At 61.8% G+C, this 19,804-nt stretch carries 27 protein-coding genes and 1 riboswitch; of the genes, 15 read left to right on the top strand and 12 right to left on the bottom strand.

Annotation, left to right across the window (positions count from 1 at the left end; all coding sequences use genetic code 11):
- Window positions 1–32 precede the first annotated feature (32 nt).
- From I6E60_RS10275 to I6E60_RS10265, 3 genes are read right to left on the bottom strand one after another with little or no spacing between them, the layout of a single operon-like run.
- Complete coding sequence (locus I6E60_RS10275; protein WP_197126235.1) at window positions 33–776, bottom strand: cytochrome c biogenesis protein CcdA; 744 nt, start codon at window positions 774–776, stop codon at window positions 33–35.
- Window positions 776–1,366, bottom strand: coding sequence for a TlpA disulfide reductase family protein (locus tag I6E60_RS10270; protein ID WP_197126236.1), 591 nt, complete (start codon window positions 1,364–1,366; stop codon window positions 776–778). The genes I6E60_RS10275 and I6E60_RS10270 overlap by 1 nt, the downstream gene beginning before the upstream one ends.
- Complete coding sequence (locus I6E60_RS10265) at window positions 1,363–1,998, bottom strand: histidine phosphatase family protein (protein WP_197180192.1); 636 nt, start codon at window positions 1,996–1,998, stop codon at window positions 1,363–1,365. Before I6E60_RS10265 ends, I6E60_RS10270 begins: the two co-directional genes overlap by 4 nt.
- A gap of 67 nt (window positions 1,999–2,065) precedes the next feature.
- On the opposite strand from I6E60_RS10265, the gene aspS reads away from it, so the two are divergent.
- Together aspS and I6E60_RS10255 are read left to right on the top strand one after the other, a co-directional pair.
- The gene (aspS, locus tag I6E60_RS10260) at window positions 2,066–3,394 is read left to right on the top strand and encodes an aspartate--tRNA(Asn) ligase (RefSeq protein WP_197126238.1); all 1,329 of its coding nucleotides are present in this window, start codon (window positions 2,066–2,068) and stop codon (window positions 3,392–3,394) included.
- Window positions 3,395–3,479: 85 nt separating this feature from the next.
- The gene (locus tag I6E60_RS10255) at window positions 3,480–3,770 is read left to right on the top strand and encodes a hypothetical protein (protein WP_197126239.1); all 291 of its coding nucleotides are present in this window, start codon (window positions 3,480–3,482) and stop codon (window positions 3,768–3,770) included.
- A 53-nt stretch (window positions 3,771–3,823) separates the two neighbouring features.
- Here I6E60_RS10255 and I6E60_RS10250 read toward each other — a convergent pair whose 3' ends face one another.
- The 3 genes from I6E60_RS10250 to I6E60_RS10240 all read right to left on the bottom strand — a co-directional run bounded on the left by I6E60_RS10250 (window position 3,824) and on the right by I6E60_RS10240 (window position 4,672).
- The gene (locus I6E60_RS10250; protein ID WP_197126240.1) at window positions 3,824–4,003 is read right to left on the bottom strand and encodes a YegP family protein; all 180 of its coding nucleotides are present in this window, start codon (window positions 4,001–4,003) and stop codon (window positions 3,824–3,826) included.
- A 109-nt stretch (window positions 4,004–4,112) separates the two neighbouring features.
- Window positions 4,113–4,412, bottom strand: coding sequence for a Dabb family protein (locus tag I6E60_RS10245; RefSeq protein ID WP_197108327.1), 300 nt, complete (start codon window positions 4,410–4,412; stop codon window positions 4,113–4,115).
- Window positions 4,409–4,672 (bottom strand): glutaredoxin family protein, encoded by a 264-nt coding sequence (locus I6E60_RS10240; RefSeq protein WP_197126242.1) that lies wholly within the window; start codon window positions 4,670–4,672, stop codon window positions 4,409–4,411. Before I6E60_RS10240 ends, I6E60_RS10245 begins: the two co-directional genes overlap by 4 nt.
- A gap of 18 nt (window positions 4,673–4,690) precedes the next feature.
- On the opposite strand from I6E60_RS10240, the gene I6E60_RS10235 reads away from it, so the two are divergent.
- Complete coding sequence (locus I6E60_RS10235) at window positions 4,691–5,455, top strand: HAD family phosphatase (RefSeq protein WP_197126243.1); 765 nt, start codon at window positions 4,691–4,693, stop codon at window positions 5,453–5,455.
- Window positions 5,456–5,540: 85 nt separating this feature from the next.
- Here the strand turns inward: I6E60_RS10235 and I6E60_RS10230 are convergent, their stop codons facing one another.
- From I6E60_RS10230 to I6E60_RS10220, 3 genes are all read right to left on the bottom strand, one after another.
- Window positions 5,541–5,639, bottom strand: a complete 99-nt coding sequence (locus I6E60_RS10230; protein WP_003792170.1) for a 30S ribosomal protein bS22 — start codon at window positions 5,637–5,639, stop codon at window positions 5,541–5,543.
- Between the two features lie 138 nt (window positions 5,640–5,777).
- Window positions 5,778–5,972, bottom strand: coding sequence for a helix-turn-helix domain-containing protein (locus I6E60_RS10225; RefSeq protein WP_129072959.1), 195 nt, complete (start codon window positions 5,970–5,972; stop codon window positions 5,778–5,780).
- A gap of 150 nt (window positions 5,973–6,122) precedes the next feature.
- Window positions 6,123–6,605 (bottom strand): helix-turn-helix transcriptional regulator, encoded by a 483-nt coding sequence (locus I6E60_RS10220; RefSeq protein WP_197126244.1) that lies wholly within the window; start codon window positions 6,603–6,605, stop codon window positions 6,123–6,125.
- Between the two features lie 64 nt (window positions 6,606–6,669).
- On the opposite strand from I6E60_RS10220, the gene I6E60_RS10215 reads away from it, so the two are divergent.
- From I6E60_RS10215 to I6E60_RS10190, 6 genes are all read left to right on the top strand, one after another.
- A complete protein-coding gene (locus I6E60_RS10215; RefSeq protein WP_231601500.1) occupies window positions 6,670–8,109 on the top strand; it encodes a TrkH family potassium uptake protein in 1,440 nt (479 codons plus the stop codon).
- On the top strand, window positions 8,102–8,773 hold the full coding sequence (locus tag I6E60_RS10210; RefSeq protein WP_197108335.1) for a TrkA family potassium uptake protein: 672 nt from the start codon (window positions 8,102–8,104) through the stop codon (window positions 8,771–8,773). The genes I6E60_RS10215 and I6E60_RS10210 overlap by 8 nt, the downstream gene beginning before the upstream one ends.
- 50 nt (window positions 8,774–8,823) lie before the next feature.
- The gene (locus I6E60_RS10205; RefSeq protein WP_197180190.1) at window positions 8,824–10,032 is read left to right on the top strand and encodes an ROK family transcriptional regulator; all 1,209 of its coding nucleotides are present in this window, start codon (window positions 8,824–8,826) and stop codon (window positions 10,030–10,032) included.
- Complete coding sequence (locus I6E60_RS10200) at window positions 10,029–11,105, top strand: sugar ABC transporter substrate-binding protein (RefSeq protein WP_307784476.1); 1,077 nt, start codon at window positions 10,029–10,031, stop codon at window positions 11,103–11,105. Before I6E60_RS10205 ends, I6E60_RS10200 begins: the two co-directional genes overlap by 4 nt.
- A 66-nt stretch (window positions 11,106–11,171) precedes the next feature.
- Window positions 11,172–11,996: an ATP-binding cassette domain-containing protein gene (locus I6E60_RS10195; RefSeq protein ID WP_197126246.1), complete on the top strand. Its 825-nt coding sequence runs from the start codon at window positions 11,172–11,174 to the stop codon at window positions 11,994–11,996.
- The gene (locus I6E60_RS10190; RefSeq protein WP_197180188.1) at window positions 11,993–13,240 is read left to right on the top strand and encodes a sugar ABC transporter permease; all 1,248 of its coding nucleotides are present in this window, start codon (window positions 11,993–11,995) and stop codon (window positions 13,238–13,240) included. The genes I6E60_RS10195 and I6E60_RS10190 overlap by 4 nt, the downstream gene beginning before the upstream one ends.
- 64 nt (window positions 13,241–13,304) lie before the next feature.
- Here the strand turns inward: I6E60_RS10190 and proC are convergent, their stop codons facing one another.
- Complete coding sequence (proC, locus tag I6E60_RS10185) at window positions 13,305–14,132, bottom strand: pyrroline-5-carboxylate reductase (protein WP_197180186.1); 828 nt, start codon at window positions 14,130–14,132, stop codon at window positions 13,305–13,307.
- A gap of 23 nt (window positions 14,133–14,155) precedes the next feature.
- Here proC and I6E60_RS10180 point away from each other — a divergent pair, with 23 nt between their 5' ends.
- Window positions 14,156–15,118: a cation diffusion facilitator family transporter gene (locus tag I6E60_RS10180; protein WP_197126251.1), complete on the top strand. Its 963-nt coding sequence runs from the start codon at window positions 14,156–14,158 to the stop codon at window positions 15,116–15,118.
- Between the two features lie 17 nt (window positions 15,119–15,135).
- Complete coding sequence (locus I6E60_RS10175; protein WP_197108368.1) at window positions 15,136–15,519, top strand: hypothetical protein; 384 nt, start codon at window positions 15,136–15,138, stop codon at window positions 15,517–15,519.
- A 15-nt stretch (window positions 15,520–15,534) separates the two neighbouring features.
- On the opposite strand, the gene I6E60_RS10170 is transcribed toward I6E60_RS10175, so the two are convergent.
- Window positions 15,535–15,987 (bottom strand): nucleoside deaminase, encoded by a 453-nt coding sequence (locus tag I6E60_RS10170; RefSeq protein ID WP_307841817.1) that lies wholly within the window; start codon window positions 15,985–15,987, stop codon window positions 15,535–15,537.
- A 43-nt stretch (window positions 15,988–16,030) separates the two neighbouring features.
- Between I6E60_RS10170 and upp the strand changes: the two genes are divergently transcribed.
- The 3 genes from upp to I6E60_RS10155 all read left to right on the top strand — a co-directional run bounded on the left by upp (window position 16,031) and on the right by I6E60_RS10155 (window position 18,509).
- Entirely contained in the window at window positions 16,031–16,663 is a 633-nt protein-coding gene (gene upp, locus I6E60_RS10165) for a uracil phosphoribosyltransferase (protein WP_197126253.1), read from the top strand.
- 332 nt (window positions 16,664–16,995) lie between these two features.
- On the top strand, window positions 16,996–17,796 hold the full coding sequence (locus tag I6E60_RS10160; protein WP_197180184.1) for a winged helix-turn-helix domain-containing protein: 801 nt from the start codon (window positions 16,996–16,998) through the stop codon (window positions 17,794–17,796).
- A gap of 86 nt (window positions 17,797–17,882) precedes the next feature.
- Complete coding sequence (locus I6E60_RS10155) at window positions 17,883–18,509, top strand: pyridoxamine 5'-phosphate oxidase family protein (RefSeq protein WP_231601498.1); 627 nt, start codon at window positions 17,883–17,885, stop codon at window positions 18,507–18,509.
- Between the two features lie 79 nt (window positions 18,510–18,588).
- Here I6E60_RS10155 and I6E60_RS10150 read toward each other — a convergent pair whose 3' ends face one another.
- The gene (locus I6E60_RS10150; protein ID WP_197180182.1) at window positions 18,589–19,278 is read right to left on the bottom strand and encodes a hypothetical protein; all 690 of its coding nucleotides are present in this window, start codon (window positions 19,276–19,278) and stop codon (window positions 18,589–18,591) included.
- A 113-nt stretch (window positions 19,279–19,391) separates the two neighbouring features.
- A riboswitch (guanidine-III (ykkC-III) riboswitch) is annotated at window positions 19,392–19,456 on the top strand.
- A 9-nt stretch (window positions 19,457–19,465) separates the two neighbouring features.
- Between I6E60_RS10150 and I6E60_RS10145 the strand changes: the two genes are divergently transcribed.
- On the top strand, window positions 19,466–19,789 hold the full coding sequence (locus I6E60_RS10145) for a multidrug efflux SMR transporter (RefSeq protein ID WP_197180180.1): 324 nt from the start codon (window positions 19,466–19,468) through the stop codon (window positions 19,787–19,789).
- Window positions 19,790–19,804 lie beyond the last annotated feature (15 nt).

Below are 19,804 nucleotides of genomic sequence, written 5' to 3'. Positions count from 1 at the left end.
CCCCGCCCGTTACCGAATCGCCAGCTTCTGAATCAGAGGAGTGTGTCGAAGCCACCGATTACCGCCCCCAAACTTGTCACGATTGCACGCCACACACCGGTGACCATGAGTAGACCGATCAACACGAGCAGTGCTCCGCCGATCAGATTAATAAGACGGATGTGGCGGCGCATCCACGCCACCGAACCGGTCGCCCAGTTCAATCCAAGAGCCACCAGCAGGAACGGGATGCCGAGACCGAGACTGTAGGCGATGCCGACGATAGCGGCCCGGCCGGGGTCTCCGCCATCCAAGACCATGCTTCCGACGGCGATGAGGGTGGGACCAACGCACGGGGTCCAGCCGAGGGCGAAAACGACGCCAAGCAGCGGTGCACCAGCGAGGCCGGTTGCGACCTTGAACTTCGGCTTGATCGTGCGCTGCGCGAAGGTGACCTGCCCAATGAACACGACACCCATCACGATCACGAGCGCCCCGGCGATGCGGGTGATCAGATCAAGCCAGGGCCGCAGCAGAAGACCGGCGGTGCCAAACAGTACCGTGAAGGCCACGAAGACCACGGTGAAACCCAGGATGAAGAGGCTCACGCCGAGAACAAGGCGCTTCGTGCTGCCCTTCTCCTCTGCGCTCGTGAACCCGCCGATGTAACCAAGGTAGCCAGGCACGAGAGGCAGAACACAGGGTGAGGCAAACGAGACTAGGCCTGCAAGGAGCGCAATCGGAATCGCGAGAAGGAGGTTGCCGCCGAGAATGAGCTCCCCGACCGGACTCGACACTACTGTTCCTCAGCGATGACGGAGTCCATCATCGCTGCGAGGATGCTGGGGTCGCGCACCAGACCGCTGATGCGTGCGGCAACGCGCCCTTCACGGTCGACCACGAGAGTGGTGGGCACCGCGTTCGGTGGCACGGAACCGGCGAACGCCAGCTGCACGCCCGCTGTCGTGGCATCCACGACGGAGGCGTACGGGATGCCGAACTCGTCAGCGAAGGTGAGCGACGTTTCGGCAGTGTCGGATACGTTAACGCCCAAGAAGGGAACCTCGGTGTACTGCTCGCTCAGCGCGGCGAGGTCGGGCGCTTCGAGGCGGCACGGCGGGCAACTCGAGTACCAAAAGTTCACGACATAAACGGAACCGGCGAAGTCATCGCTCGACACGGTCTCGCCGGTGTCGAGAGTTGCCTCGTAAGTGACGGGTTCGTCGCGACTGTCGGCTGGAATCTCGACCGTCGAACCGTCGCCGGAGATATAGCCCTCTTCTGATCCGTTCTCGTACTGCTGCGCGAGACTTTCGGTGGTGCCGGAGCACGACACAGTAAACAGGGCGAGACTCGCCACAACAGCGGCGATAAGACGGCGGTTCACACTGCTCCTAGATCGATGGATGCTGCGAGCAAGTCTCCCGCAGGTTCCTGATAGTCAACCTCGACGAAATGGTCTCCCTCGCGAGCGAGAGTCGTGATGCTCGACAGCGTGCAGCGACGGTGGCGGGGGTCGTGGGCGAGCCGCATCTTCTTGGCGGAACGCGCGACCATCACGATCGGCAGCTGGTGGCTGACCATGACGACTTCGCCGCCCTCGGCAGCGGCCCACGCCTCATCAATAGCGGCAAGCATGCGCGCTTCGATGCTCACGTATGCCTCACCCCAACTGGGCTTGAGCGGGTTGATCAGGTGCGGCCACGCGCGTGGCTGCGTGAGAACTTTCGGAAACTGCAAGCGACCGCCCTCAAACCAGTTGTGGGGTTCGATGATGCGCTCTTCGGTCGTGATGGGGAGGCCGTAGCGTTCCGACCAGGGTCGCGCTGACTCTTGAGCGCGCTGCAGGGGGCTCGCATAGAGCGCTGTGAGGGGCCGCTTCGCGAAGCTTGCGGCGGCGACATCCGCCATTTTATGACCGAGTTCACTGAGGTGATACCCGGGGAGACGGCCATAGAGAATGCGGTCGGGATTGTGCACTTCACCATGGCGAACGAGATGGATGAGGTCTGCTGGCACGGTATTCAGTCTACGTCTGCTGCCCTGCCGCACTTTCTCTTGCGTGATCCCTTGTAAACTCGGCGCTGTGACTACACGCACCCTCACTAAGAACCTGGCCGCCGCAAGCGATGGAGCAACCTCCGTTTCGGGGTGGGTCGACACTGTTCGAGATCAAAAGAAGGTGCAGTTTGTCGTGCTGCGCGATGAGTCGGGTGCGGTGCAGCTTGTTCACCCCCGCTCGTTCAACGACGACGGCACCGCGGCAGAGGATCCCCTCGCCGAGATCATTTCGGGCCTCGCTCAGGGCACCTTCCTCACCGCAACCGGTGAGTTGAAGCACGACGAGCGCGTGAAGCTCGGCGGCGTTGAGATCAAGCTCGACGGCATCGAACTTGCTGGCGAGGCAATCGCTGAAACCCCGATCGCTGAAGACACCAGCGTCGACAAGCGCATGGACTGGCGCTTCCTCGACCTTCGCGTGCCGCGCAACAACCTGATCTTCCGCATCCAGACCACGCTCGAGCACGCCTGGCGCACCTACTGGGTCGAGAACGACTTCATCGAGGTTCACACCCCCAAGCTCATGGCCAGCGCCAGCGAGTCGAAGGCTGAACTGTTTGAGGTCGACTACTTCGACACCAAGGCTTACTTGGCGCAGAGCCCCCAGTTCTTCAAGCAGATGGCGCAGTCCGCTGGCTTCGGCAAGATCTTCGAGATCGCCCCCAGCTTCCGTGCCGACCCCAGCTTCACGTCGCGTCACGCCACCGAGTTCACGATGGTCGACAGCGAGATCAGCTGGATCTCCAGCCACGAAGACGTCATGAACCTGCACGAAGAGCTCATGGTTGCCGGCTTCCAGGCTGTCAAAGACAAGCACGGCGAAGAGATCGAGAAGCTGTTCGGCATCGAAATGACGGTGCCGACTCGCCCCTTCCCCCGCATCCCGCTTGCCGAGGCTAAGCAGATCGTCAGCGACCGCGGCTACACGGTGCCGCGCGCCGACGCCGACATGGACCCGGAGGGCGAGCGCCAGATCGCCGCCTACGTGAAAGAAACGTACGACCATGATTTCGTGTTCTTGACCGACTACGCCGCCAGCATCCGCCCGTTTTATCACATGCGTCACGCGGATGATGCGGGCCTCACGAACAGCTACGACCTCGTGTTCAACGGCGTCGAGATCTCCACTGGCGCCCAGCGCGAGCACCGCGTTGACGTGCTGGAAGCACAGATTCGCGACAAGGGCATGGACCCGGCCGAGCTCGATTTCTACCTCGACTTCTTCCGCTACGGCGTACCGCCGCACGGTGGATTCGGCATGGGCCTCGGGCGCGTGCTGATGTTGCTCCTCGGTCTGCCCAACCTGCGCGAAGCGACGTATCTGTTCCGCGGACCAACCCGCCTCACTCCGTAGCCGCCCTGTGGGGCTCGCGAGGGCCTCACAGTTCGACACACCGAACCCATAGCCAGCGCATAGCCAATTAGGACAGGATGACCTCATGTCAAAGAAAATTGATTCGGCACTCAAAGACCTGAAGAAGGCACTGAATAAGCATGCTGAGGTTGTGGGCAGCAGTGCTGTCTCGCTCAAGAAGGCTCAACGCGCGAGCGCAAAGGTAGCGGCAGCAGCAACGGCCTACGCCGAAGCAGTGCACTCCAAGAGTGGAATGGGCAATCCCTTCGATGACATGCTGCAGCCAGGCCTCGACAGCGGAACGCTGGCATCACTGGCCGCTGAACGCGACTCGATCAAGAACCACATGACGGGCCCGATCGAAGTTAGTAAGTAGCAGGCCACACAGTCGTGCTCGCGAGGATCCCCCGCGATCACTGAACGCCTGTGTTACGTAAGGTCTTCGATGCTGGCTCCACCGGCGCTCTTGATGACCGACTCCACAGCACTCTTCGCTGATGCTTTCGCCACGTAATTCTCGCTCACCGCGAGAGTTTGGCCATTGCTCGCAACGATGCGCCAGAAGAATGGCTGCGTCTCGCTCTTGCCTTTGACGATTTGAAACTTCATAGTTTCCTCTTTCGATCCTCGTTTCGGGACCACGCGAGAGCGCGGTAAGTGCCCCACATCCTAATGCGGGCGCATGAGCAGCCGACAAGAGGCGGCGTCGTTCCCCCGCTTAAAGCTCGAAGTCGACGCAGGCCCGTTCACGAGTGTTTGCCTTCACCACAGCACCCGCTTCCACGTGCAACGGATGAGTTCCGTACGCCGCAAGGGCCTCAACCGAAGTGTGATCAGACACAAGGATGACGTCCCAATTTCCGGCGACGGTTGCCACATCCGGGCGCACGGTTAGCGCTTCGAGACCATCGATCTTGCCGACGAGAGGTTCCAGCGCAGCAGCCATCGCATCCGCTGCGATCTTCTGGTCTGCGGGATCTTCGGCGATGAGCTTCCACATAACAACGTGACGGATCATTCTGTTTCCTCCAGAAGAGCAGCGCTGAGGCGCTCGGGTTCGACACGCCAAATGGTGTGTACGCGGTCGTTGATGAGCACAACAGGAATCTCGTCCCAGTACTTCGCGTTCAACTGCTCATCCTCCAGAATCGACTGCTCAGTGAGTTCGATCTCGATGGTTGAGGCCAGTGCCGCGACGACCTGATTGATCGTTTCGCGGGCATCGTCACAAAGATGACAACCGGGTTTGCCAATTAAAGTGAGACGTTTCGTGGGCACGACCCTAGAATAATGCGAATGCACGAGGTAACGTCGCCCCCGCCCAGCCAGAACGCCGTTGTGGCTTTCTTTGACGTGGACAACACGCTCATGCGTGGTGCGAGTGCTTTCTATTTGAGCAAGGAAGCCTGGCGGCGCGGAATCGTGGGCTGGCGAGATATTGCTCGCTTTGCCTGGCACCAGTTTCGGTTCGTCGCTGTGGGAGAAAACCACAAGCACATGACCTCCGCGCGGGAACGGGCGCTTGAGATCGTGGGCGGACATTCCCTGCAGACGCTCATCGATCTCGCCGAGACCATCTACGAGCGAGACATTCTGCCCAACCTGTGGCCCGAAACCGTCGATCTGGCCAAAGAGCACCTCGCGAAGGGCCACGAAGTGTGGCTCATCACCGCAACGCCCCAGTTTGTGGCGCAAGTGATCGCCGAGCGACTCGGCCTTACGGGCGCGCTCGGAACCCGCGTGCGCGCCGAAGACGGCTTTCTCACGGGAGAACTCGACGGCCACGTGCTTCACGGGCCAGAGAAGGCTGCCGTCGCCACAGAGCTCGCTGGGCGGCTCGGGGCCAACCTGGCAGACTGCTGGGCATACTCCGATTCCAGCAACGACATCCCGCTACTGAGCGCCGTAGGCAATCGTGTGGCCGTGAACGCGGATGTGAAACTCACCCACTATGCCCAAAAAATGGGCTGGCCAGTACTGCCGCTCAGCCGCGCCGGCCTCAAAGAAGCCCGGCGCCGCGTGAAGCAGCAAGCCAAGATTGTGCGCAAAAACGCTCGTTAACGCCGAACACCCGATCGTTCAGATGAACGTTCGGGTGTTCGAGTTGTGACCGTCTCGGAAGACGGCCCCTAGTCATTGGGACTAGTTACTTCTTGTTGCGACGCTGGTGGCGTGTCTTACGAAGCAGCTTGCGGTGCTTCTTCTTTGCCATACGCTTGCGACGCTTTTTGATGACTGAACCCATAGGAACCTCACTGATTTCTGAACGAACCGACCCGGTCCGATTCAGAACCGCGGAAAGACATACCGGAAGAGTTTACCGCACCGGGCGGGTTTAAAAGTCTCGATGAACTGGGAATGAACCCTCAGCGACGATTCGCCGCTATCCAACCTCAGAGATTGGGGGTGCAACGGCGCTCGCTACAGCCGATTCCGGGATGCGGAATGAACGGCCAAAACGAACAGCCGGGAGTTCACCGGAGTGAACCAGACGATACACGGTCATGTTTGAGACGCGCATCATGTCCGCCACCTCAGCGACGGTGAGAAAACGCATCTCAGATAGATCCCGTGACATCGGACCAGCCCCTTAGTTTCACCAACTGCAGAACGCACGAAACGACTGCACAAAGCACCCAGCATGTGACTGAAGTGCTAAACGGTAACAATAGGGGCTGGTGTGACTCGCTGTCCACCCCTCAAGGTGCGCGCCCGGCGCGCCTCCCGCTTAATCCTTGCGGAAGATGCGAGAGCGAACGCTGCTCGGCAGGTGCTTTGCAGCCTCCGCGACGTCGTGCAGCGCGGTGCGAGCCCGGTAGGCGCGATCCGCAACCTGGCGGCCCAAGTTGTCTCCGACATCTGCTCCCGACCAGGCCGAGAAAGCGCCGGTCGAGGCGAGCAGCTCCTCGTCAAAGTCTTCTTGGAAGTCCGCGCTCAAGAACGGGATCAGCCAGTCTTCAATCTCTTCAAGAGGAGAAGAATCGAGGCGGTAATAGCGGTGTTGGCCGTCTTCACGCACCGACACCAACCCGTGATCGCGCAGCACCTTCAGGTGCTTGGAGACCGTCGGCTGACTCAAATCGAGTTTTTCGACAATCTCACTTACGCTCAGCTCGCCGCTCGGAGAATCAGAGGCGATGTACTGCTCAAGCAGCACGGTCAGAAGGCTACGCCGCGTTGAATCGGCTACTACGTCAAAGATGTCGGCCATTGCAATAGGGTACCGGGCGTTTCTGAGGAGTACCATGGCCTCCTGTGCGTGGGGAGATAAATTTATGAGCTCTTGGGCACCTATGCGTGCGCACCCGCGTGAACGCAGCATCCTCGCCCGCGTCCGTGATGTGATCGATCGTTTCGCCGCTGCGACTCCCGCGCGCTTCGCTATCGCCATCTTCTCGGCGCTCGTTGTGGTGCTCACGACCATTCTCGTGTTGCCCATATCGGCTCGGGATGGCCAAGCCACCCCCCTCGTGGATGCACTCTTCACCGCCGTCTCCGCCATCTGCGTGACCGGCCTCACCACCGTCGACATGTCGACGCACTGGTCAGCCTTCGGCAACTCCGCGATCCTCATCGGTCTGCAAGTCGGCGGAATCGGCGTGCTCACTCTGGCCAGCATGCTGGGCCTCGTCGTGTCGCGCCGCCTCGGGCTGCGCCAACGACTCATCGCCGCGAGCGACTCGAACCCCTCGCGCATCCACGTCGGCCCTGTTTCTGAATCCCAAGCTATTCGTCTTGGCGAAATTGGTGGGCTCCTCGCGACCGTAGCCATCAGCGCGCTGGCCATCGAGGTCGTGCTCTCGCTCGTGATCATCCCGCGCCTGCTTGTGGAAGGTTTCGACGTGTGGCCCGCCATTTGGCAGGGCTTCTACTTCGCGGCATCGGCCTTCACAAACACCGGTTTTGTGCCGGCGGTCAGTGGCATGGAAGCCTTCGCTCAAGATCCTTGGATGCTCGGCGCGATTGGCGTCGGTGTGTTCCTAGGAAGCCTCGGCTTCCCCGTGATCTTCGCTGTAGTCCGCAACCTCAAAGACGGCGCCCGCCTCTCGGTTCACGCACGCCTCACCCTCTTCACGACGGTGCTGCTGATCTTCCTCGGGGCACTAGCAGTGCTCATTCTGGAATGGAACAACACCAACACCATCGGTGGGCAAAGCCTGATCTCGCGCCCCCTGACATCCACTTTCTTATCGACCATGACACGCTCGGGTGGGTTCTCCACCATCGACATCAATGAGCTGAATGGGTCGACGCTGCTCGTCTTCGACATGCTGATGTTTGTGGGCGGCGGCTCTGCCTCCACCGCGGGTGGCATCAAAGTCACGACTCTCGCTGTGCTGTTCTTGGCTGCCCTTGCGGAAGCTCGCGGTGACAACGACATGCACGCCTTCGAGCGTCGTATCCCCACCGACGTACTTCGCCTCGCCGTCAGCGTCACGCTGTGGGGCGCAACGATCGTCGCCATATCGACCATCGCCATCTTGCAGATAACCAAGGAGCCCCTCGACAGGGTGCTTTTTGACGTGATTTCGGCCTTTGCCACGTGTGGGCTCTCTACGGGGCTCACCGAAACGCTGCCCGACGGCGGCAAGTACATCCTCGCCGCCACAATGTGGGCTGGACGAGTGGGAACGGTTACGCTGGCGGCAGCCCTTGCGGCCAGTCAGCGCCGTCAATTGTTCACGAGAGCAGAAGAGAGGCCCATCGTTGGTTGACAAGATCGCCCACAATGCCCCGGTGCTAGTAATCGGGCTCGGTCGCTTCGGTGCGGCCACTGCCGGTCAGCTTCAGCGCCTCGACCGCGAAGTTTTAGCGATCGATGCTGACCTCAGCCTCGTACAAAAATGGTCGGAACGCGTCACTCACGCCGTGCAGACGGACGCTCGCAGCCTCGACGCTCTCCAGCAGATCGGCGCGCAAGACTTCTCGATCGCCGTCGTGGCTGTCGGCTCGTCGATCGAAGCCAGCGTGCTCATCACGGCCAACCTCGTTGACCTCAAGATTCCGCAAATCTGGGCGAAAGCGATCAGCCGCTCCCACGGCAAAATCCTCAACCGCATCGGCGCCAACCACGTGATCTACCCCGAGGCAGAAGCCGGCGAGCGCGTTGCTCACCTGGTTTCGGGCCGGATGATCGACTTCATCGAGTTCGATGATGACTTCGCCATCGTGAAGATGTATCCGCCGAAGCCCATCCGCGGGCTCCCGCTGAGTGAGTCGCAAGTGCGCCGCAAGTACGGCATCACGGTGGTCGGAGTGAAGTCGCCCGGCAAGGAATTTACCTACGCAACCCCCGAGACGGTGATCTCGAACCACGACCTCGTGATCGTCAGCGGCAACTCCGTCGACATCGAAAAGTTCGCGACACTCGCAACGTAGCCCCGTTCGTGGACTGATCCGCGCGCACCGGCTACCTGTATCTTGATTCCGTGAGCAAAAAACGGGCGACCCCGGGGTCGCAAACTTCGCTCCGCGAAGCTAACCGCGCTCGCATCGTCGACGCGGTGAAGCACCATGGTGGCCTCACGCAGATCGAATTGGCCGGGGTAACGGGTCTTTCGCCCGCGACGGTCTCCAACATTGTTAAAGAGCTCGTCACCGCCGGGGTGCTCGCGACCACGATGAGCACGCGCAGTGGTCGTCGCGCCCATCAGGTCACGCTTGCTCGCGCGCTTGGCCTCGTCGCCGGCGTTCACTTCTCCGAACGCCACATGCGCGTTGCCCTTTCCGATGTTGCGCACACCGTCGTTGCTGAGCACCACATGCCGCTCGCGAAAGACCATCGCGCCGACAACGAACTCAACCGGGCCGCCCAACTCATCACCGACATGCTCGAGTCGGTCGACGCCACTCACGACGAGATCCTCGCGGTTGGCCTCGCGATGCCCGCGCCCATGGATCAGTCAACCGGCATCATTTCGCGCACAGGAATCTTGCGCGGCTGGGACGGCGTTCCTGTCGCAGAGTCTCTCGGCATCCGCCTCAACAGCCCGGTGTATGTCGACAACAACGCCAACATGGGCGCGCTGGCCGAGTACCGTTCGGGCGCACTGCGGGGCAAGCCCAACTCTCTCTATGTCAGCATCGACGACGGTATTGGCGCGGGCCTCATCCTGAACGGGGCGGTGTTCCGCGGCCACCACGGCACAGCCGGTGAATTCGGTCACATGGTTCTCGACGAAGATGGCGCGCTCTGCCGCTGCGGCAATCGTGGATGCCTCGAAACTCTCGCCGGTGGTCAGGCCATCGTTGAGTCGGTGCGCACTGGCCGTCGCGGTCTCAAGCTTCACGATGTGGTTGTTCGCGCAATCGCTGGGGATAACGCGTGCATCCGGGCCATTGCCGACGCCGGACGGCATCTCGGCATCGCCGCGGGCAACCTCAGTAACGTTTTCGATCCGGAGCGCATTGCGGTGGGCGGCGAGCTCTCGCAGGCGGGCGAACTCTTATTGGGCCCGATGCGGCACGCGATGGAGCGTTCGGTCATCGTGGGGTCTGGGCAGGCTGCCGATCTGGTGCAGAGCCAACTGGGGCCGCGCAGTGAGCTGTTGGGGTCGATCGCTTTTGCGATTGATCAGATCACGATTGGTGCTGATGCCACGTTGAGTGCTGAACCTGCAGAGGCGGAGGCTTCGTGACCTCCGTCCGTGCGCGAATGATGCGACTGATCGCTCTTGCGCTTGTGGCGGTGCTCGCTCTGGGGGGCTGCGCCTTGATGGAGCCCGGCGCTTCGAATGATGGTTCGCGCACGATTGCTCTGCTGCTGCCGGAGTCGAAGACGGCGCGGTACGAGGCTTACGATCGCCCTTTCTTCGAGGCCAAAGTTGCTGAGCTGTGCCCCGAGTGCGACGTGATTTATGCGAATGCCGATCAGGACCCGGCGAAGCAGCAACAGCAGGCGGAGTCGGCTTTTGCTCAGGGCATTAGCGTGCTCGTGCTCGACCCCGTTGATTCTTCGGCTGCGGTGACAATCGTGGCGACGGCCCAGTCCTACAAGGTTCCCGTGATTTCGTACGACCGCCTGATTGGCAGCCCCGAGTTGGCCTTCTGGGTGTCGTTCGATAACGAAAAGGTCGGAGCGCTGCAGGGCAAAGCTCTCGTCGAGCGCCTCGCCGAGGAGGGCTACTCCGAGGGCAACATTGTGATGATCAACGGCTCCCCCACCGACAACAATTCGCGCCTGTTCAAGAAGGGCGCGCACAGCGTGATCGATGGCAGCGCCTATACCGTCGTCGCCGAATTCGACACTCCCGACTGGAGCCCAGACAAGGCCCAGGAGTGGATGGCAAGCCAAGTCACCCAGTTCGGCGACAGCCTCATCGGCGTCTATGCCGCCAACGACGCAACGGCCGGGGGTGCGATCGCTGCGCTCAAGGCTGGCGGGGTGACCCCGTTGCCTCCCGTCACCGGTCAGGATGCCGAACTCACCGCCATCCAACGCATCGTGAGTGGCGACCAGTACATGACCGTCTACAAGGATCTGAAGCGAGAAGCTGAGATCGCGGCGACGCACGCGGTGGCGCTGCTCGACGGCAAGCAACTTGTGGGGCAAAGCGAAGAAACCAACGGCGTTCCGACAACGCTGCTGACTCCCGTGATCGTGACAATCGACAACATCATGGAGACCGTCGTCGCTGATGGTTTTTATAGCGTTGAGCAGATTTGCACGGCCGAATACGCCCAAGCCTGTGCGGCGGCGGGGATTCAGTAATGCCCAACGACACCAGAGCGGTCAACGAACTCAGTACGGTCAATGAACTCAGGGAAGAGAGCCACTATGACTGATGTCACTCCGGCCACCTCAGACGATGAGCCGATCCTTTCGCTGCGTGGAATCAGCAAGCAGTTCGGCGCGATCGAGGCGCTGAGCGATGTGTCGCTCGACATTTATCCCGGCGAGGTTGTGGCGATCGTCGGCGACAACGGTGCGGGAAAGTCGACGCTCGTGAAGGTGCTCGCGGGCGTGCATCCGGCCAGCTCGGGCACTATTTCGTATCGCGGTGACGAAGTGTCATTGTCGAACCCGACGGATGCCCGCGATCTCGGCATCGCGACGGTGTTTCAGGATTTGGCGCTATGCGACAACCTCGATGTGGTGTCGAACCTGTTCTTGGGCCGCGAGCTGGGCACTCGGGCGCTCGACGAGGTCGAGATGGAGCAGCAGACCTGGGCGCTCTTGCGGCAGCTATCAGCCAAGATTCCTTCCGTGCGCACTCCCGTTGCGGGGCTCTCGGGCGGGCAACGCCAGACCGTTGCCATTGCGCGTTCGCTCATTGGTAATCCGTCGATTGTGGTGTTGGATGAGCCCACCGCTGCCCTCGGCGTCGCTCAAACTGCTGAGGTGCTGAACCTTATTGAGCACCTCCGCGAGCGCGGTCACGGCATCGTCTTAGTGAGCCACAACATGGCTGACGTGCAGGCCGTCGCTGACCGCGTTGTGGTGTTGCGTCTTGGACGCAATAACGGTGACTTTGCGGTGGTCGACGTGACGTACGAAGACATCATCGCGGCGATTACGGGCGCAACGGATAACGCGGTGAGCCGGCGCGCTGGCCTCACCGGCGCGACCTTCACCCGCATCAAGGAAGGACTCAGCTCATGAGCACCTCCGACACGCAACCGCCCACGAACAACACCCCCGCGGTCGAACTTCCGCCCGCGTCAGGACTCGCAGAATCCTGGGCCGCGTTCCGGTCACGCGTCAGAGGGGGCGACCTCGGGGCGATTCCCGTTGTCGTGGGTCTTGCCCTCATCTGGACCATCTTCCAGATCCTGAACCCCACGTTCCTGTCGAGCGCCAACCTCGTGAACCTCGCGATGCAGTCCGCCGCGCTCGGCACGATCGCGCTCGGTGTAGTGCTCGTATTGCTGCTCGCCCAAATCGACCTCTCGGTCGGGTCGCTTTCGGGACTCGCGGCCGCGATTCTGGCGGTCACGTTCACCCAGCTGAACTGGCCGCTGCCGTTCGCGATTCTTGCCGCGCTCGCCGCTGGTGCACTCTTCGGATGGTTCTACGGGTTCTTGCTGACCCGCTTCGGCGTTCCCAGCTTCGTCATCACCCTCGCGGGCCTGCTCGGCGTGCTCGGGCTCCAACTGTGGGTGCTCGGCAAGCTCGGCTCGATCAACATCCCCTTCGACTCAGGGATCGTGCAATTCGCCCAGCTCATGTTCTTGCCTGCGTGGCTCTCGTACGTGCTCGCCGGGCTTGCGACTCTCGCCTACGTTGGAACACATCTGTCATTAGCGAACCGCCGCATCCGCGCTGGCCTGCTGCCCGAGTCGCGCACCGCGATCCTGCTTCGCGGCGCACTCATGATCGTCGCTCTGCTGTTCGGCGCCTGGTACCTCAACACCGACCGCGGCATCGGCCTCATGTTCCTGCTCTTCGTTGTGCTCGTGATGGCCGTCAACTTTGCGCTCAAGCGCACGCGCTGGGGGCGCTCCATCTATGCGGTCGGCGGCAACGTCGAAGCAGCCCGGCGGGCAGGCATCCGGGTTGATCGGGTCTACATTTCGGTGTTCGTAGTGAGTGCGACACTTGCAGCGCTCGGTGGCATTCTGGCGGCATCACGACTGGCCGCCGCCAACCAGAGCAGCGGCGGGGGCGACACCAACCTCACTGCCATCGCAGCAGCCGTGATCGGCGGTGCAAGCCTCTTCGGCGGTCGCGGAAGCGCCTGGTCTGCCCTGCTGGGCATTGTCGTCATTCAGTCGATCTCGAGCGGCCTCACGCTGCTGAGCCTCGACTCCTCGGTGCGCTACATGGTCACGGGAGCGGTGCTACTGCTCGCCGTGATCATCGACTCGATGTCTCGTCGTTCGCGCGCGCTGCACGGCCGCTTCTAAAAGCGGTCGCGCAGCCGCATGCGCGAGGCGGCACGAATGGGGCCGCACGAACGGGTAAGAGCGATTAGCCGGCAGCGAGCTCCGTGGCCCGAGCGAGCGCCGCAGCGGTCGCCTTGTCAAAAATTGCCTTCAGATCGGCAGCCTGCAGCTGTTCAACCGCACGCTCGGTCGTGCCCTTAGGGCTCGTAACCTGCTTACGCAGTTGCGCCGGTGAACTATCGGATGACGCCAGCAGTGCGAGCGATCCTTCAAACGTTCCGGCAACCAGGGTCAGTGCCTGCTCGGGCGTGAAGCCCATGTCGACGGCGGTGCGAGCAAACTCTTCGAGAATCAAGAACACGTAGGCCGGGCCGGAACCCGAGATGGTGCTGAGCGCATCAATCTGCGATTCCGGCGTTTCGACGACGGTGCCGACCGTCTCAAACACGGCGCGGCCGAGGGCGAGGTCATCCGCGGTGGCGCGCGACCCAGCGCTGAGTCCCGTCACGGCCTTGCCGACGATAGCGGGAGTGTTGGGCATGGCACGCAACACAACGTTGTCGACGATGCCTTCCATCCGTGCGGTTGTTACACCCGCAGCAACGCTGATGATGATCGCATCGGGTTCTAAGAATGGGGCAAGGGCGGTAAGGGTGTCGGGGATCATGGCGGGCTTTACCCCCAGCATCACGACCTTCGCCCCCTTCACAGCGCGCGCATTGCCATCAGGAGTATTCTCCAGCGCAAAGGACTCCACGCCCTCAGAACGCACCACAGCAGCCTTAGCTTCGGTGCGATTTGTGACGCGGATTCCCCCGCTTACAGTCACCGAGGGGTCAAGCAAACCCGACAGGATGGCACCTCCCATTGATCCGGCGCCGACAATTGCAATGCTAGGAAGAGAAGTAGTCACGTGAACATCCTAGAATCGATCGTATGAGCGCGTCAGGCGGAACTAAGGCAATCATCGCTGCAATGGTGGCGAACGGCGGAATCGCTGTCACCAAATTCATTGCGTTTCTGATTTCGGGGTCCAGTTCGATGCTCGCGGAGAGCGTGCACTCCGTGGCAGACACGAGCAACCAGGCGCTGCTGTTGCTCGGTGGCAAGCAAGCCAAGAAGAACGCGGATGCCGAGCATCCGTTCGGTTATGGCCGCGAGCGCTACGTGTACGCCTTCGTCGTTTCGATCATCCTGTTCTCGGTCGGTGGCGTGTTCTCGCTCTACGAGGGCATTCATAAGCTGCAAGATCCGCACAAGCTTGAGCAAGCGTGGCTGCCCATTACCGTTCTGCTCATCGCGATCGTGCTCGAAGGCTTCTCGCTGCGCACCGCCGTGAAAGAGTCGAATCTCGTGCGCGGCAAGCAGGGCTGGATCGCGTTTATTCGTCACGCGAAAGCTCCCGAGCTTCCCGTAGTGCTACTCGAAGACGTTGCCGCTGAACTCGGTCTCGTGCTCGCTCTGTTCGGCGTCGGTCTCACCGTCATTACGGGCGACTCGACCTGGGATGCCATCGGCACGATTGCCATCGGTATTCTGCTGATCATCGTCGCGATCATTCTGGGCATCGAGACCAAGAGCCTGCTCGTCGGCGAGGGTGCAACCACCAAGCAGCGCAACCTCATTCGCGACACCATCAACGCCCACCCTGACGTTCGCTCGCTCATCCACATGAAGACGCTCTACCTCGGCCCGGAAGAGCTCCTGGTCGCTGCCAAGGTCGACTTCGGAGCGCAAACTCGCTTGAGCGATGTGGCGGCGAGTATCGATAGTGTCGAACAAGACATTCGTACAGCTGAACCGATGGCGCGCGTGATCTACATCGAACCCGACGTTTACCGCCGCCCAGCCGAAGCGGCACCACCCACCGATGCCATTGTCATCGTGGGCAACGACTAAAGAAGGATCCCGAAACCATGAACTTCGAACCAATCATTCACACCGTGCTCGCGCTGCACATTCTGGGGCTTGCGCTCATCATCGGATCATTCGCTCTTCAGCTGCGCCGCAAAGAAGGCTTTGAACTGGGCACGATGCTGATCGGTGCCATCACGCAGCTCGTCACCGGACTCATCCTTGTTGGCCTCGTGCAGATGAACGACGAAGACGTCAACAACGCCAAGATCGCCGTGAAGCTGATCTTCGCGATCGTCGTGCTCGTCGCCGTCATGATCGCGCGCTCACGCCAGGCCAAGGCCCTCAGCGCGGGCACCAGCGAAAAGAAAGCCACCCTGCCGTTCCTGCACCTTGCAGGCATGGGCGCGCTCATCAACGTGTTCGTTGCGGTGCTCTGGCACTAAGCCGGGCCTAGCGGGCTAGCGACGGGCTTCGAAGAAGTCCGTCAGCAGCGCAGCGCATTCAGCCTCTTGGATGCCCGCCACCACCTCGACCTTGTGCGGAAGCCGGCGGTCACGCAGTAGATCATTCACGCTGCCTGATGCGCCGGCTTTTTCGTCCCACGCCCCAAACACCACGCGCGGGATGCGGGCCTGCAGAATCGCGCCAGCACACATCGTGCACGGCTCAAGGGTGACCACGAGAGTCATCTCGTCGAGGCGCCACGAACCGGTGGCCGCGGCCGCGGCCCGGATTGCCACTACCTCGGCGTGCGCCGTGGGGTCGCCCGTGAGCTCCCGCTCATTGCGCCCAACGGAGACGAGATTGTCGTTCTGATCGAAGACGAGAGCGGCGACTGGAACGTCGGCAGAATCGGCCGTGAGCTTCGCCTCGGCGATGGCCCGCGTCATCCATTGATCGAACTTTGTCACGATCGGTTCTCCAAGTGGTCCGTACCTCAAGTAGATTTAGCCTATGCGAGTTCACGTTGCCGACCACCCGCTCATCACGCACAAGCTCACCGTGCTGCGCGACAAGAACACCGCCGCCCCCACTTTTCGGGCGCTGACGGAGGAGCTAGTCACGCTTTTGGCGTACGAAGCGACCCGTTCGGTGCGCGTTGAAGAGGTCGACATTGAGACCCCCGTCACCGCGACGAAGGGTGTGGCAATCAGCTCACCCAAGCCTCTCGTGGTGCCGATTCTTCGGGCCGGGCTCGGAATGCTCGAGGGAATGGTCAAGCTCGTACCCACCGCCGAAGTCGGCTTCTTGGGCATGGTGCGCAACGAAGAGACGCTGCAGCCAGACACCTACGCCGAGCGCCTGCCCGACGATCTGTCGAACCGCCAGTGCTTCGTGCTCGACCCCATGCTGGCAACCGGAGGCTCGCTCATCGCAGCGATTCAGTACCTGCTCGACCGTGGTGCCACTGACGTCACCGCGGTCTGCATCCTCGGCGCCCCTGAAGGCCTTGCTGCCCTCGAGAAGGCCATGGGCGACAAAGACGTCACGATCGTGCTCGGCGCACTCGACGAACGCCTCAACGAGAACGGCTACATCGTGCCCGGCCTCGGCGATGCTGGCGACCGCCTGTACGGTCTCGTCTAGCAGCACAATTTTCGCGCGCAACTTGACAGGGGCGCGCTGCATGAAACATCATTGCAACCATGACTGTACAAACTCGCGACCTGACCGCCCTCGTGGCTTCCAGGACCGCTAACGCGATGCTTACGAGCACTGCGGTGGCTAGCGACGTTTCGTGTTGTCGAATGTGTGCCTAGTCGGCCAACCTTGCGCCGGACATTCTCACCAGAATGAATGTCCCCAGATCTTCGTCCTCATAACGGCGTCTATCTAGCTCGTCACACTTGTTTTATTCCGAAGGATCACACCCTCATCATCAGAGGCCCTTCACCCCTTCTCCAAGGATTTCTGGACCCATGTCACTTGCAACAATCGAACGCACCACTCGCACCTCTTTCGCCGCAGCGGCTCCCGCACGCCGGGCACCGCACGCCGCACCCCACACTGCTCGCGAGCTTTCGCTCGCCGTGCAGCCGGCGCGAGACACACGCCCGGCCACTCCGGTCGCTGCTCCCGCAGCCCCCGCTGCTGACGCGCCGCACTTGCGCGCTGTTCCTCAGGGAACCGAAGCCCGCGGCTTCGTGCTTTACGTCGGCATCGACGAGCTGAAGGCCGCCGCCGCTGGCACCGATCTGAGCGCGATTGTGGAACAGCTCAAGCAGCTCACGCAGCAGCTCGTGCCGAACTCCGAAACTCACGCCGCCGTGGCGCTCGCCCCCGTCGGCGCTGGTGGACGAGACGTTGACGTCGTGCGCCTCGCCCTGCAGGACCCTTCGGCTCTCGCCAAGCACCGCCAGGCCGAGGAGCCCGAAGAGAAGCCCGCGAGCGGCGTGGTCGTTGACCTCTCCCGCAAGCGCGTGCTCATTGATGACGAGCCCGCTGCCCTCACGTACAAAGAGTTCGAGTTGCTGCAGTTCTTGATTCTGCGCGAATCGCAGACCATTGACCGCGCGCAGCTCATCGCGACTCTCTGGTCCGCCGAAGACGACGAAGCCCCCAACGAGCGCACCATCGACGTGCACATCCGACGCCTGCGCTCCAAGCTCGGCGCGTACGAAGATGTAGTTCGTACAGTTCGCGGCATCGGCTACCGCTACGACCGTCATCCTGATGTTTCGGTGCGCTTCGCCTCAACCCCCAGCCCCGACTTCATCTAACGGCAGCTCACACGGCCCTCGCGTGCGCGCAGAACCACTCTCGCTCGGCGTAGAGGTTCAGCGCTGGCGCGTGTCACACTGACCGGATGACAACGACTGATGCCACCCGGATGCCCGAGAAGATGTCACGGGATCGGGCGGCCCTTGACGCTCTTCTCGACTCGGAGATTGTCGGCAACGTCGCTTATGTCCAAGAAGACGGAACGCCCGGTGTTCTGCCGACCGGGGTCGCACGCCTCGGCGATGAGCTGATCGTGCACGGCTCGAGCGGTTCACGCTGGATGCGACTCGTTTCTGGTGCGCCCGTCGCGATCTCGGTCACGGCAGTCGGCGGCATTGTCGTCGCGCGCTCCGCCTTTGAGTCCTCGTTGATCTACAGCAGCGCCGTACTGTTCGGTTCGTTCCGCGTGCTGGAGGGCGAGGAGAAAGCTGCCGCGGTCAATGCCATCACCGAGAAGCTGATCCCCGGTCGCTTGACCGAAGTGCGCCCGAATAGCAAGAAAGAACTTGCCGCAACCCTCGTGCTTGCGTTGCCGATCGCGGAATGGTCGTTGCGCACCTCCGACGACTGGCCCGATGACACCGACGCCGATATCGCGGGCGACGCGTGGGGCGGGCAGGTGCGGTGGGGAGCTCGAGCCGTTGAGGTTGTTGCCACGCCCGACCTGCGCTCCGGCATCCGCGTGCCTAGGTCTGTTCAGGCGTTCGAGTAGGCCTCGTCGTCGGTTCTCCCAGACGGATCCGGGCGCGGAAACCTAGCCGGGGCACCAAAGAAGACGCTGAGCGGCGAAGCTAGTTAATGCTCCACAGCGCACTAGCTAGAGAGACGCTCGCGATGGAGGCGAGCATGACAGCGAGATCGGCGATCGCCCATCGCAGCAGCGGTTTGCGCTGCACCCCTAGAAACACCCACGCTGCGAGGCCAGCAAGTGCCACGCCAAGCGCGCTTAGCCAGATCACGATCGAGGAGAACGAAAGGTAGTCGGAGCTCAGCGTCTGGCGGTCGATTCCGGTGATCCACCAGTTGTGCGAGCCGGAAGCAAGGCCGTCCAGTGCGGTGAGCCCCGCAACGTAGCAGAGGACGATGAAGGCGCAACCCGCATACGCAAACACTATGAAACCCAGCGCTCGCTCCCTCACTTCCTTGGTGTCGAGCAGGGCGACAACGGTGGAGTAACGTGCTGCCTCCGACCGAAAGCGCCGCACGATCAACACATTCACGGCCGCAACCGCGACCGCGACGACAACCACAACGAGTGGTCCAGCGTCCCCGAGAAAAAGAGCGGTGGCGTACAGCGCGACCCCTAGAGTGAGCACCGTCGCGAGCCCCACAGGCCCCAGATAGAGAAGAACCAGGGCTCCGAGCATCCAGAAGCTGGTGCGGAAATCGACAAAGTAGACGGCGAACGCGGCGAAGCCCCCCGAACCGATCACGTAGCCGATCTGGACTGGCCTCGCATCAACAAACGAATTGATTCTCACTAACTGAGCATTGCTGAGTAATCACGGCGGCGCTACCCCACTAACGGGCCGCGCGAGACGGCCGATGCCCCGTTGCGGTTCCGGCCTGACGTGGGGGATTTGATAGTGTGGCGGAGTAGCCGCAATAGTCGGCTCCCGACGACGGATCAGTACCGGGTACGCGACAAGACTGGCCAAGAAGACTGTTGTGTACTGGCTTGTTTTGATTCTTTCTGGTGTGCTCGAAGCTGTCTGGGCCACTGCCCTCGGCAAGTCGGAGGGCTTCACGAAGCTCTGGCCGACCGTTGTGTTCGGCGTCGCGATTCTCGCCAGCATGGGTGGCCTCGGCTACGCCATGCGCGAGATCCCCATCGGCACCGCCTACGCCATCTGGGTCGGCATCGGCGCAGCGCTGACCGTGGCCTACGCCATGATCTTCGGCGGCGAGCCCGTCTCCTGGATCAAGATCCTGCTACTCATGGGGCTTGTGGGGTGCGTTGTCGGGCTGAAGTTGGTCGAGTCTTCGCACTAGGGTCCACAGACGCTC

The sequence above is a fragment of the Salinibacterium sp. SWN167 genome (assembly GCF_015864665.1).
Lineage (GTDB): Bacteria > Actinomycetota > Actinomycetes > Actinomycetales > Microbacteriaceae > Rhodoglobus.
This window is presented reverse-complemented; position numbering and strand designations above follow the sequence as displayed.